General features: G+C 59.5%; 12 protein-coding genes and 1 riboswitch. Of the genes, 2 read left to right on the plus strand and 10 right to left on the minus strand.

The window, feature by feature from the left end:
* Positions 1–19 precede the first annotated feature (19 nt).
* From DD236_RS05735 to DD236_RS05760, 6 genes are read right to left on the minus strand one after another with little or no spacing between them, the layout of a single operon-like run.
* Complete coding sequence (locus tag DD236_RS05735; protein WP_109093435.1) at positions 20–760, minus strand: polyprenol monophosphomannose synthase; 741 nt, start codon at positions 758–760, stop codon at positions 20–22.
* Positions 757–2,292, minus strand: a complete 1,536-nt coding sequence (lnt, locus tag DD236_RS05740) for an apolipoprotein N-acyltransferase (protein WP_109093436.1) — start codon at positions 2,290–2,292, stop codon at positions 757–759. Before lnt ends, DD236_RS05735 begins: the two co-directional genes overlap by 4 nt.
* Positions 2,292–4,925 carry a DEAD/DEAH box helicase gene (locus DD236_RS05745; RefSeq protein WP_243410016.1) on the minus strand — a complete coding sequence of 878 codons (2,634 nt, stop codon included), beginning with the start codon at positions 4,923–4,925 and terminating at the stop codon, positions 2,292–2,294. Before DD236_RS05745 ends, lnt begins: the two co-directional genes overlap by 1 nt.
* Positions 4,901–5,275: a hypothetical protein gene (locus DD236_RS05750; RefSeq protein WP_109093438.1), complete on the minus strand. Its 375-nt coding sequence runs from the start codon at positions 5,273–5,275 to the stop codon at positions 4,901–4,903. Before DD236_RS05750 ends, DD236_RS05745 begins: the two co-directional genes overlap by 25 nt.
* Positions 5,272–6,240 carry a helix-turn-helix transcriptional regulator gene (locus DD236_RS05755; protein ID WP_109093439.1) on the minus strand — a complete coding sequence of 323 codons (969 nt, stop codon included), beginning with the start codon at positions 6,238–6,240 and terminating at the stop codon, positions 5,272–5,274. Before DD236_RS05755 ends, DD236_RS05750 begins: the two co-directional genes overlap by 4 nt.
* Positions 6,233–7,114: a helix-turn-helix transcriptional regulator gene (locus tag DD236_RS05760; RefSeq protein WP_165819837.1), complete on the minus strand. Its 882-nt coding sequence runs from the start codon at positions 7,112–7,114 to the stop codon at positions 6,233–6,235. Before DD236_RS05760 ends, DD236_RS05755 begins: the two co-directional genes overlap by 8 nt.
* Before the next feature lie 38 nt (positions 7,115–7,152).
* Between DD236_RS05760 and DD236_RS05765 the strand changes: the two genes are divergently transcribed.
* Entirely contained in the window at positions 7,153–8,256 is a 1,104-nt protein-coding gene (locus DD236_RS05765) for a DUF3866 family protein (RefSeq protein WP_109093441.1), read from the plus strand.
* On the opposite strand, the gene hisG is transcribed toward DD236_RS05765, so the two are convergent.
* Genes hisG through DD236_RS05785 form a run of 4 tightly spaced genes read right to left on the minus strand, consistent with a single transcriptional unit; the run spans position 8,253 to position 11,229 of the window.
* Positions 8,253–9,095, minus strand: a complete 843-nt coding sequence (gene hisG / locus DD236_RS05770; RefSeq protein WP_109093442.1) for an ATP phosphoribosyltransferase — start codon at positions 9,093–9,095, stop codon at positions 8,253–8,255. The two genes, DD236_RS05765 and hisG, sit on opposite strands and share 4 nt — an antisense overlap.
* A gap of 7 nt (positions 9,096–9,102) precedes the next feature.
* Entirely contained in the window at positions 9,103–9,366 is a 264-nt protein-coding gene (locus DD236_RS05775; RefSeq protein WP_109093443.1) for a phosphoribosyl-ATP diphosphatase, read from the minus strand.
* A 43-nt stretch (positions 9,367–9,409) separates the two neighbouring features.
* The gene (locus DD236_RS05780) at positions 9,410–10,438 is read right to left on the minus strand and encodes an ABC transporter substrate-binding protein (protein ID WP_109093444.1); all 1,029 of its coding nucleotides are present in this window, start codon (positions 10,436–10,438) and stop codon (positions 9,410–9,412) included.
* Positions 10,435–11,229, minus strand: coding sequence for an ABC transporter permease (locus DD236_RS05785; RefSeq protein ID WP_243410018.1), 795 nt, complete (start codon positions 11,227–11,229; stop codon positions 10,435–10,437). The genes DD236_RS05780 and DD236_RS05785 overlap by 4 nt, the downstream gene beginning before the upstream one ends.
* A gap of 64 nt (positions 11,230–11,293) precedes the next feature.
* Positions 11,294–11,412, minus strand: a riboswitch (FMN riboswitch).
* A gap of 127 nt (positions 11,413–11,539) precedes the next feature.
* Between DD236_RS05785 and DD236_RS05790 the strand changes: the two genes are divergently transcribed.
* Complete coding sequence (locus DD236_RS05790; RefSeq protein WP_165819838.1) at positions 11,540–12,580, plus strand: ABC transporter substrate-binding protein; 1,041 nt, start codon at positions 11,540–11,542, stop codon at positions 12,578–12,580.
* Positions 12,581–12,596: the final 16 nt, after the last annotated feature.

Raw genomic sequence — 12,596 nt, forward strand, 5'->3', positions numbered from 1 at the left:
GAATATCTACATAATCTCGCTACCTGCCCATCACCCCTTTGAGTTGCTGCCAGCGGCGCTTAGCCCCCATTTTGGTGGCGGTGGCAAACGATTCTACGAAGATATTGCCGCTCAGCTTCGACTGGCCAGCCTCGCGTTCGGCAAAGGTGATTGGAACTTCGGCGATGTGGCCACCCATCGCATTCACCCGATCTGTCATATCCGTCTGGAAGAAATATCCGGCGGATTCCACGGACTCTAGATCCATCTGACGCAGAATATCCGCCCTATACGCCCTATACCCTGCTGTCACATCCTGCACAGGGAGTCCAAGGCATAGCTTGATGTAGATGTTACCGGCCCTCGAGAGTATCTCCCGATACTTGGGCCATCCTTCAAGCCGTCCTCCACGTACATAACGTGAGCCGATCACGAGGGCCGGCTCGTCTGGTTTGGCAGCGCGATTCAAGAGACGATTAAGCTGCTCGGGCTTATGCGAACCGTCAGCGTCCATCTCCACCACATGGCTATACCCGTGGTCTAGCGCCCAACCAAAGGCTGCGATGTAGGCGCGTCCTAGCCCCTCTTTACCTTGACGATGAAGCACGCGAACGGACTCGTCGCCTTCCGCGATCCTATCCGCGATGTCTCCCGTGCCGTCCGGCGAATTATCGTCCACCACTAGGATATCCACCAACGGAGTGGCCTGACGGACCCGTGCGACGATACTCGGGAGCGATTCGGCTTCGTTATAGGTAGGAATGGTCACGAGGGCTTTCACGGTGTTCCTTCCTTGCGCCACGGCGCGCGGTAACGGATCAGTTGTCCAATTCCAACAAGGCTCAGGATTGCTCCCGCTACATACGTACCTATCAGAAGATACGCCGAATGCTGCGCCGCAAACGTCATCTCACTGCGGAGCCCCACTCGGACCGTTCGGGCATCCTCGGTCCAAGGTTTCGTCTTATCGCGGACCACGCCGTTAGGCTCCACAACGCCCGAAACTCCAACTGTGGAGATCTGAATGGCTGTTCGCCCATGCTCAATCGCTCGGAACCTCGTCATATCAAACTGCTGACGTGACTCGGCTGATTCCCCAAACGATGCGTTGTTGGTGGGAACCACAATCAGCTCCGCTCCCCCACGCACGGCTTCCGCCACAATTTGTGAATACGATATTTCAAAACAAATAGGTGTGACGATCCTGAGTGAACCATCGTCCAACGGCACGTTCAAGACGGCTGGCTCGTTCCCGGCCAACATGTCAATACTTACCAGATCCACTGCGTCCGTGAAGCTGCGGAAGAAGTCCTTATACGGCATGTATTCGCCGAATGGGACTGGGTGCTGCTTTGCGTAGAGATCGCTGATTGTCCCATCGGGCATCCACACGGCGTACTCGTTATACCGGTTGTCGCCCGGATATCTTTGCGTGCCCAGCACCAGCGGGACGCCAAGTTCCTCCGATGACTGCTCGATCAGCGCCCTTGCATCGGCATCCTCCCTCGGATCGCGATCAGAGGCAGATTCAGGCCAGAACACCACATCGGGTTCACCCGTGAGGTTTTCCGTGGCGCTCACAAGATTCTCCGTCACCGTCAGCGCCCGGGATTGTTCCGGAGCAAGCGTTGTTTCGTCTGGAATGATCCCCTGAACGAATCCGACCGTGATGTAACGGTCAGCTCTACTGGCAAGCGGCAGGAACATAGGCGCCCATAGGAGGGCGCCGCCACACGTCACCGCGATAATTGCGGTCCCCAGCCGCCGCTCCGCCACCGCACGAGCACCCGACTGCAGGAGGACGGCGATGACCACAACAAAGAAACCGACGAGCATCTCGGATCCCCACGGCGCCAAACGCACCAGAGGGCTGGAGACCTGACTGAAGCCCACCGTTCCCCATGGCATGCCACCAAATGGCCAGGAGGATCGCAGTTGTTCGAAGGCTACCCACACCACAGGCAGCGTCACCGCACGCACTGCCACATGTGATCCGATGCTTCCACGCATCAGCCCCTGCCATGCGATGGCCATAAACCCGATGTAAAGCGATTCGGCAAATGCCAGCGCCACCTGCGCGATCACCACGCCGGACGCAATGCGCGTCCATTCGAACAAAGGCAGGAAGAAGGAAAAACCAAACAGCATCCCGATCCAGAAGGATCCGAACCAGCTCCGACTCTCGAGAGCCCCCACAAAGAGTGCGATGCCCACAACGGCCAAAGGCCAGATACCAAAGGGAGGGAACGCAGCAAAGAGCGCAACTCCCCCAACGATGGCAGCGAGGTTAGCGAGTAAACGGCGTCGCTTCACTAAAACAGCTCGCTTCTGCGCATAGAGTCAAGAGCGCTACGCGCCACGTCTTCAATCCACGTGTCTGCTCCTGCCACCACGATCTGACCTAGGAGGTCAATGACCCGGCGCGCGGCGTTGATGAAGTCCCCCGCCACCATGTGGGACATGGCGAGGCAGTCTTCGAGGGTGGCCCCTGAGCTCCAAGCGGCGAACACGTCCGAACAGCCGGGGGTTACTTCGCCGGTGCGGACAATCTCGTGGCGGTGCTCCAGCCCGTGTAAGAAATCGGCCTCGCGGCGGGCCTTGTTGGCCAGATGAGGGAGCGTCCCCCACGTGGGTTGGCGGGTTCCCAACCGGTCCTCACCAAGGAACATGGAGGCCCAACCGGCCATGGACGGGCCATCCAGCTCTCCTTCGCTCAGCTGAGATAGGCAGCCGTACAACAGCACGTCGTTGTCTACGTGCAGGTGGCTGAGGGTGGTGGCACCTGGGCCGAGCGTCACGTCGTCGTCGTTATCCCTCAACAAACCCAGTTCAACCAAAACGGCGGCGGTACGGTCGAAATCCTTACCCACAGAATCAGTGAAGGATTCGGAAAGCTCCACCATCTCGTGAAGGCGCGAATCGAGGGACATGAGAGTCTCACCCTCGCGCAGGTGCCGCGCTAAGTGAGGGCAGTCGTTGACGGGGTGTTCGGCGAAGGCACGGTCCCGCGGCGGGGCGAAGCGTGCCCATGAGCCAAGGAGATCGCGATCGATGCCCAGTTCCACCCGCTCAGTCACCGCATCGTAGATGGTATCGGCGATATCCTCGCGAACTTCGCGGTGTTTGAGCGAAAGCCCGGTGGGAAGCGTGAACGGTTCGATGTCGCGGAGTTCTGAGGACAGATCGTCTTCGCGCAGCCACGAGATCTCTCCATACCAGTTGAGCACGCGTAGTTTCTCCCGCTCGGTGGACAGAACGATCCCGTATTCGAGTTCCTTGGCGCGGCCAAACGCGAAAAGTATACCCGTTTGGGCGCTTTCAAACGTCTCAGTTATCCGCTCCCGATACTCCCGCTTAGCTGCCTTGCGCGCGGACTTGGCGGCACGCCCCAGCTTTTCGCGCAGCCGGATGTAGTCCACCAGATCACCGTGGGAACAGGTGAGGTTTGCCTCCTCGCGTTCAATACGCATGCGCACGCGCGCGGCCCGGCCCTCGATATCGGCTAGGTCCGCGTTCCTCTGGTACTGGGCGAAGCTGCGGCCCATGATGGCGCGGGCATCGGCATAGTTTCGCCCGGTCAGCAGGTTCACCACGGTGTTGTAGGACGGATGGAACGCGCTCATGAGAGGCTCCACGCGCCCGGATCCGAGATCGGCTAGTGCGTAGGGGTCCAGTTCGTTGTTTCCGACCACGACGCCATATCCCACCTTGTCCTTACCGCGCCGCCCTGCCCGGCCGATCAACTGGGTATATTCGGTGGCAGTCAGATCCGTAAATCCTTCGCCGTTCCACCGCTGAAGTTCTTCCAGCACCACGGTCCGCACCGGCATATCAATGCCGAGGGCCAGCGTTCCGGTGGCGTAAACGATACGGAGTAGGCCGCCGTCCATGAGGCGCTCGGTCAGTGATTTGAGGGCTGGCAGGATGCCCGCGTGGTGCGCGCCGTAGCCGCGCAGCAGCCCGTTAGCCGCCGATTCGAACCGAACGGCCCGGCGGTCAGATTCGGAGAGTGTCTGGCGAACAGCATCAATTTCCTTGCGGATCTCGCGTTGCTCCGCAGGCGTGGTGAGCCAGACGTCGTGACGCTGTAGTGCGGTGACCGCAAGATCGCATCCCTTCCTGGAGAAGATGAACTCGATAGCAGGCAGCATGTCCCGCTGTTCAAGTGTCCGGATGATGCGGCGGCGATCTGCATCTCCCAAGCGCGGCGATCGGTCACGAGGGGCGTTGTGGCGATCCCGCTGGGTCAGCGCGTTACGCAGCACAGAGGACGCCTCTCCTTCCGGGCCGTACAACGGCAGGAGCTTCCGCCCCAATATGACGTGCTGGTCTAAAGGCACGGGCCGCATCGAAGAGACGATCAAGTCCGTTGCACCACGCACCGATCGCATCCACCCGGCCACTTCCTCGGTGTTAGCCACTGTGGCCGAAAGCGAAACCAGCCGCACGTGTGGCGGCAATGAGAGGATTACCTCCTCCCACACCGGCCCGCGATCGGGATCGGCGAGGTAGTGAACTTCGTCCAGTACTACGTACCCCACATCGTAGACCTCTGGGGCATCGTGGAACAGCATGTTGCGCAGTACTTCGGTGGTCACCACGAGGATTGGAGCTTCGCGGTTCACCGTGATGTCTCCCGTGAGTAGCCCGACCGTCTCATCACCGAGCATGCCGCGCAGCTCTGCGAACTTCTGGTTGGAAAGGGCCTTAATAGGAGCTGTGTACACGCAGCGCTGGTTCGTGGCCAGCGCAAGCTCTACGGCGTAGTGTGCCACCACGGTCTTGCCGGAGCCCGTGGGCGCGGAGACTAAGACATCGTGGCCGCGGCCGAGAGCCTCGCACGCCTCAATCTGAAACGGATCCAGAATGATGCCTCTAGCGCGATACCGATCGGCATAGTTGGAAAAGAGCGGATCAAGCACTAGAGCGCTTTCCGTTCTTCCCACCGAGCCTTTGCACGGGGCAGATCGAAACGATCGGGATTCACGCCAGCCTTCCAGCGGGGCTGCGAGCGATCAAGGCGTGCGGCTCGGTTTTCATCACGCACAGCGGCCACCCGGCGCAGATCGTCAACAGCCTGAGCTCGGCGTTCGGCCTCGAATGGGGAGGCGATCGGTTCATCGGCGGGGAGCGGCTCATACTTGGAGAACGGCGCGGTTAGTTCCTGACCCGCGTTCGAGAGAATCTCCATGCCACGCTTTCCCGAACGGAAGACGGAGCGCACGGAGGTAAACAGGTAAGCACCAAGGCAGGCGAGCACAATGAGCGTGACAAGAATGATGAGCAGAATTTTCACGAGGTCTCCTTGAGCAACTGCGTTGCGCGCTTGGCCATGTGGTCCGCAATCTCCGGCGGATCCACGGCCACAACTGTATCGCCTAATTGGACGAGGAGCGAGAACAGCCACTCCTCGCTAGTCACGGGCAGTGACAGTACCAACATCTCGTCACTCTCCGTATACGTGACCCCGGGCAGCGTCTCCGCCGCCCACTTCCCCTGTCTAGTCACGAACAGAGTGACCGTTTGGCCCGTAGGAGTCCATTCGGCCAAGGGGACACGCCGTGCCCTGTTCCAAGTTCTCTCGGGAATCTGTTCGCCGAGTGCGGCCGATCCGATACGGTCCAGCCGATAGGTGCGCCGGGTGAGTTCCCCGGCTAGCTCACGTGCAGCGTGAAGTATGGGGGCCGTCCCGGTGGAAATCCCGAAGGGAATGACGTCAACGGTTTCTACTTGCTCATGTAGATCCGGACCAGCGCGGTGATAGCCGATGGTGAGCATGCGCCGTTCGGCTACGGCTCGGGTGACCGTGCCTAGAGTGTCCGACGAAATTGGAGGCTCCGGTTCGGGCCAGATGGCACTGCCAAATCCTGCGTTTGTCGCAGCCTCGCTTAGCTTCGAGCGCACATCACGCAGGGCCTCTCGCGAATCGCCTGGAGCGCTCACTTCCAGCACTTGATCAATGAGGGCAACGAGCACCATGGCCTCATCCAACCCAAGTGGGAGAGGTGGGACTTCTCCGGCGCCAGTGTCCTCTAACCGGACAATCGAATCGGGGCTCGCCTCGGCCCGCATTGGGAGCTGAAGATCAAACGGGATAGGCATCCCGGCAACATCCACCAAACTTGCGTCCCAGAGTAGGCCCAGCGCGCTCTGCCATGGCGTTCCGAAGTGTTCGGCAATCTCCCGCAGCGTGGCCGATCCGCGCGATGCAAGGTAGGTAAGGACCGCGTTGGTACGGACGATCTTGTGAACGTTAGCCATGAATGCCTCCCAGGTGCGCGAGGCGGGCCTGCCAGTCCTTCACGGCTGGCGCGGGCCCCAACAGCCGGACGTCCGCCCCGTAGGTTGCTAGCGCCTCGAAAAGCCTATTCCGGGAGAGTTCGCGATAGTAGTATTCGTCGTCGTTCTTCAAAATCCCCCTACTCGCAAGCGGCGCCGCATGGCCCGGACGGATCGCAATAACTACGTCGGAATACGAGAAGAAAGAATCGGACTCCGGGGCTGCGGCATCCAATTCGGCCGGACCCACCACCATCAGGCTATCTTCAATGATGCGGGTGGCGCGGAAAGTGCGCCAGGACCACTCGGTGCCACGGGCTTGGCCGCTCACGAAATATACGTCAAAGTGCTCCTCGAGCGCCGCGGGCTCGAGCAGGTAGCTACGCCCCGAGCTGCCATAATTGAACTGAACGCGTTTGCGGTTCTGCATCGCGCGCGCCAGAAATAGCGCAGAATCCCCCTGAGGAATATTGGCCTGAAGGTACTTTTGCCCGGTCTGCTGAGCGGGCGAGGCGGCCAGAAGCTTGCTCATACCGCTGCTGGCGGCGTTTACGAGCGGGCCACGTGTCCGGATCCCTGCGATGAGCGAACGAAGCAGGCCCACATCTAACGCGCTGACTGACGCCAGTAACGGCGCCGAGCGATCGTAGAAGTAGCGGTTTTCCGAATCCGTGGCGATGGGGTAACCGCTCCGACGCAAGTACATGAGGTCTCTCTCGATCTTGCGCAAAATGGCCATCGGCGAACCCTCCCGATAGGCGGGCAGCGACCTCACGATCAGCTCGCGGGAAACTGGACCAGAGACAATGATGAACTCAAGCAGGGTCAACTGGCGTTCATTCGGCGTGTAGCTCACGCTTGTCATTCTAGCCAGAACGCTAGACTGTGCGTGTGATGATGTGGCGAAAGGGCACGGTTCTCTCTCTCGGCAAAGCTTGGGGCGAGGCAATGGAGTGCCGCGTGAAGATCGATGGCGAAACTGAAGCCAAGGCGCTTGCCTACACGAGCCTAGTGGGCCGGCCAGAGGTGGGAGACACGGTGTTGCTCTCGGCCGCGGCGGCTGCGCGTAAGCTCGGTACCGGCGGATACCTCATGATCGTGGCAATCCCCGAGCGTTTACCAGCCGATCCGGAGCCTGCACCAGGGCACATCGTCAAAGCCCGCTACACACCGCTTCAATACATGACGATGGGCGCGGACGAACAGGAATCCCCTTGGCATGATGCCCTTCGTGATGCCGATTCTCTAGACGGGATGCCCGTGATTGTGGCTGATCTCCATTCTGCGGTACCGGCCGTAGTTGCCGCCATTCGAGCGCGGAAGCCCGAAGCCAAGATTGCGTACATTATGGATGATGGTGGAGCACTCCCTGTCTGGTTCTCCCAAATCTGTGCTCGGCTGACAGAGCTTGGCCACATCCTCGGCACCATCACTGCCCGTCAGGCGTTCGGGGGCGAGCTGGAGACGGTGAACATTCATACCGCCCTTCTTGCCGCCCACCTCGTGTGGGATGCGGATGTTGCGGTCGTCTCTCAAGGCCCCGGGAACCTTGGGACAGGGACGAAATGGGGCTTTTCCGGAACCGCCGTGGGAGAGGCTATCAACGCCGTGAATACTCTAGAAGGCGAGGCCATTGCGCTATTGCGGATGTCCAGCGCGGATGCCCGAGACCGGCACTTCGGGCTGTCGCATCACTCCGTCACATCGCTCAGCCGCGTGGCACTCTCCCCCGCCCTGTGCGCCGTCCCCGAATTCGCCGAACAGGACGAACTTTCCGGGCTGATCAGTGAGCCCGTACGGGGTTTGCTGGGAAGCCAACTGACACGGCTCTTTGAGTGCGAGCGCTTGACCCGCTGTGACATCTCCACGGCGGGCCTCACCCGTGCCCTTCAGGATAGCCCAGTCAAGCTCTCCACAATGGGCCGCGGCCTCGAAGCCGATCCGCTCGCGTTCTTAGCGGCGGGTGTTGCCGGATACGCGGCCTGCGAGCTGTTCTAGATACGGCAGGCCAGAATAGGCGTCACCAAGATGCCTCGGGCCCCAAGATCGTAAAGAGAGTCCATGACCTGATTGGTTTCGTTCTGGCGTACCATGGCGCGAACGGCGAGCCAACCATCCTCATGAAGAGAGGAAACCGTTGGTGATTGCAGCCCCGGCGTGATCTTGGCTGCCTCATCAAGCACCTCGGAGCGGCAATCGTAATCCATCATCACGTACTGACGTGCTACGAGTACGCCCTCGAGGCGGCGGCTCAGCGTTGCCAGGCCCTCGGGCTCCTGCCCGTCTTGACGGATGAGCACCGCCTCGGACCGCAGGATCGGTTCCTCGAACACTTCTAAGCCGGCAGCTCGTAGAGTTGTCCCGGTTTCCACAACATCAGCAATCATGTCCGCTACCCCGAGCTGGACAGAAGATTCTACGGCACCATCAAGGTGCACGACGGTGGCAACGATTCCCTTACGCTCCAGGTAGTGACGGACTAATCCGTCATACGCCGTAGCGATGCGCTTGCCCGATACATCGTCAAGGGTTTCACACGTGCCGATCGGGGCGGCGAACCGGAAGGTTGAGCCAGCGAAACCAAGGGCACGGTGTTCCACGGCCACCGCTCCCGAATCGAGCAGAAGGTCGCGGCCGGTGATGCCAACGTCCACGGTTCCAGATCCCACGTACACCGCGATATCACGGGGCCGTAGGAAGAAGAACTCCACGTTGTTCGCCTCGTCGCGCAGCACCAGCTCTCGGCCGCCGCGGCGTTGGCGGTACCCGGCCTCGCGGAGCATCTGTGAGGCGGGTTCAGACAGTGATCCCTTGTTGGGGACAGCAATACGAAGCATGGCGTTCCTAGAGGTAGCGGTAAACGTCTTTGAGGCTAAGGCCACGTGCGATGAGCATGACCTGAAGGTGGTAGAGGAGCTGGGAGGCTTCTTCGGCAAGGGCCTCATCGCTCTCATATTCGGAGGCGATCCAGACTTCTCCGGCCTCCTCGACGATCTTCTTACCAATCGCGTGAACGCCGGCGTCTAGTTCCTCAACGGTCCCGGATCCCTCGGGCCGTTCGGCAGCCTTGCGGCTCAGTTCTTCAAACAGCTCATCAAATGTTTTCACTTGGCTAACCATACCTTTTGGGTTCGTGCGTTATCGGTTGCGTTCAAAGGTTGGCGCTGAGGTCAATGAACGCGTCATCTGCGGATACCTGAGTATCTAACAAGTCATTTTCCCACATAAATTCAGCCATTGCGTCCCAAGCCTCTACATCCTGCTCGCCAAACACACTTCCGCCGCTGTAGAGGGCAAGCGTCTGGTTTAGCGTGGTGGCAGCAACCTCACGGTTCTCCGGTTCCGCCAGATCAGGAACGTAGGATGCAGTAATATCAAGCGCCTCTTCGGGGTGGTCTTCGGCGAAGGTCACGCCCTTCTCGATGGCACCGAGGATCTTCACGTAATCGGCTTCGCGTGCATCAAGATTCTCTTGGAGAGATCCCAACCCAACTCCTACTAGGGGAAGGCCTCCTTCGACAAGGCTGATGGTGCGCACGGGCCATTCCTCAGGCGAGGCGGCGGTATCGGCCCCAAGCGTTGCAGCAATACTCACAAGGTCCGAGTTAGAGAAGCCGATCACGGCATCCACGTCTCCAGATGACAGTGCGGCTGCCTGTGTGTACCCAACGTACTGGACATTCACGGAGGATTCGTCTATCCCGGACGCGTTAAACATCGCCAGTAGCCCAAAATAGTTCTCCCCATACGGACCCGGCAGGCCAACGGTCCCGCCTGCTAGATCCTCGGGGCTTTCGATATCCGAATCAGACGGCACGATAAGCTTGACCGGATATTGCTGATACATAGTTGCCCAGTTGACGATATCTGTGCCCGCGGCCCGGCCCTGCATCATCTCGTCTCCCCCGGCGAAAACGATGTCCTCCTCCCCGGATTGGACTGCGCCAAGGAGAGACTCCTGTGATCCGTGGTGTCGGATCGTCACGTCAAGTCCGGCATCCTCAAAGTACCCCTCGTGTTCGGCCACATAGACGGGCGCGAACTGCACATTCGGAATGAAGGTCAGGCCCAACGTAATACTCGAAGAATCGGATGATCCAGTTGATCCGGATGAGCCCGATCCCGAGCATCCGGCCAGAAGAAGCGATACCGCTGCCAATCCAATTAGTATCTTTTTCATGATTCCTTCCTAGAATGTGAGAACACGCGGAAGCGGTGTTCTTTGATCTCACGGTTCACGCGCCACTCCACAAGCGAAATGATGCCGTAGATGCTCATGGCGCTCGCCGCTAGGAGGACGATTGCGGCGAACATGCCGCGAATATCGCCAGCGCCTTGAGCGCTAATCAGGATCATGCCAAGCCCGTTTCCGCCTATGATCATCTCCCCCACCACGGCCCCTGTAATCGAGAGTGTGAATCCGGTACGCAAGCCGGCAAGGATGCCGGGCGCGGCCAGTGGAAGCTCCATCGTGCGAAACAACGTGAACCCTCCAGCGCCATCGAGTCGGGCGGCCCCGATGATGTCTTTATCAATATGCCGCACACCCACGGAGGTGGACACCACCACTGGGAAGATCACCATGATCGTACACAGCACGACGATCGAGGAAAGCCCGTATCCGATCCAAATGGTCAACAGAGGGGCGATCGCCACCGCAGGGATCGCCTGCGAGGCGGCCACGTAGGGCTGAATGATCCTAGCAAACAGCTTAGATTTACCGATCGCGTACCCAAGCGGGATGCCCAGAACCGCCGCGAAGAAACAACCCAAAAGGGCCTCTTGGACCGTGATCCCTAGGGCGCTCGCGAGATAGCCCTGATTTAGGCCGGATATCAATCGCATGAGAGTGGATTGCGGGGTAGGCAGGAATTCTGAAGCGATCACGCCGAACGTTGTGAGCGCCCACCATAGGCATAGGAGAGCAATCCCGAATCCTACGGGTGGGAGCCATCTAAAGTGAGATCGCAATTCCGTTCCTCTTTCCTCATGCGGCGGGGAAAGAGACAGTTCGGCGCATGCAGACACGCCGAACGTAGTGCGCCTCCCATCCGGACTTTAACCGTCGGTAGGGGAATTTCACCTCTTCAACCACTTTCGTGGGTCGCGGACTATCACCGCCGGTTCAGACTTTCACTGACCCCGGAGCACATTGTGTTCGCAACAAGTATCGCCCTTTCACCATGCCTTTTCAAGTGTCGGTACCTTAGGCCCTGCATTAGCCCGTACGTGTCGCTATAGTATGAGCGTTGCAAACATCGTTAATTTAAGGGGCTTCCACATGCGTTCAACAACGCGCTGGTTACAGGTGTCGCTAACAATATTGGTGGGGTGTCTCGGCTTAGCCGGCTGTTCGAGCACCGCGGAAACTGCCGAGAGTTCAAGTCCGGCAACCTCTGCACCGGCGGCCACTGCGGATTTCCCGAGCGTCTCATCGGACTCGTTCCCGATCACGGTTACGGACTGGACCGGGCACGAGGAAACGTTTGAGGAAGCACCTGAGAAGGTCGCGATCCTGTCCGGCACACCGCTCAATCTTTGGTACGACGTGTCTGGCACGGCAGTTGCCACCTCCAACCTCTCCGATAGCGTCCACGTCTCGGACGAACACGCTGAAGAAATTGAGGAACTGCCTCAGCTCGGCGAGCCTTTCAACGTGGATGCCGAGAAACTTGTGGAACTGGATCCCGATCTAATCATCACCATGTACGGAATGCAGGACACGCTTACCTCCCAGCTCCAGGAACTAGGATTTGCCACGCTCACGGTGCGCACGAATGATCTGACTGACCTAGAGAACGTGTACGAGGTATTTGGCGCGCTCAACGGCACATCAGATGATGCCGCGGCGAAGATGGCGGATATCCGGGAAAGCACCGATGCAGTCGCGGCGCAATGGCCAAGCGCTGATGAATCGGCGGTAATCCTGTTCCAGAGCGAGAAGGGCCTCTCGGTGAAGCTGGACAATTCAATCGCGGGTGCAATGCTCACCGAACTGGGCGTCACGAACATCGCCTCGGGCTTGCCTCGCCAGGGATCCGATTCGGCCACCTTGGATCTAGAGGAAGTAGTTAAGCAACAGCCCGATTACGTGCTCGTGACCGGACGTTTCTCCGATCCATCGCGGGCGAAGGAGATTATGGAGGGCGAATTCGCTAAGAATGAGGCGTGGCAGAGCGTGGACGCCGTCACCGAAGGTCGCGTCACTTACCTCCCACAGGAGTACTTCCTCTATAACGCTGGTCCGGATTACCCCGCCGCCTTCGAATACCTCGCTGCTTCGCTCCATCCGGATGTCTACGGCGAGCCCGTCGCTCCCTGATGCACACACGGCGCTA

It is taken from the genome of Ancrocorticia populi (assembly GCF_003123745.1).
In the GTDB taxonomy this organism is placed as follows: Bacteria; Actinomycetota; Actinomycetes; order Actinomycetales; family Actinomycetaceae; genus Ancrocorticia; species Ancrocorticia populi.

Bases quoted from the DNA above. Each gene is read 5' to 3' on its own strand.
- DD236_RS05790 (WP_165819838.1), top strand. From the start codon at position 11,540: ATGCGTTCAACAACGCGCTGGTTACAGGTGTCGCTAACAATATTGGTG.
- DD236_RS05755 (WP_109093439.1), bottom strand. From the start codon at position 6,240: ATGGCTAACGTTCACAAGATCGTCCGTACCAACGCGGTCCTTACCTAC.
- DD236_RS05765 (WP_109093441.1), top strand. From the start codon at position 7,153: ATGATGTGGCGAAAGGGCACGGTTCTCTCTCTCGGCAAAGCTTGGGGC.
- DD236_RS05780 (WP_109093444.1), bottom strand. From the start codon at position 10,438: ATGAAAAAGATACTAATTGGATTGGCAGCGGTATCGCTTCTTCTGGCC.
- hisG (WP_109093442.1), bottom strand. From the start codon at position 9,095: ATGCTTCGTATTGCTGTCCCCAACAAGGGATCACTGTCTGAACCCGCC.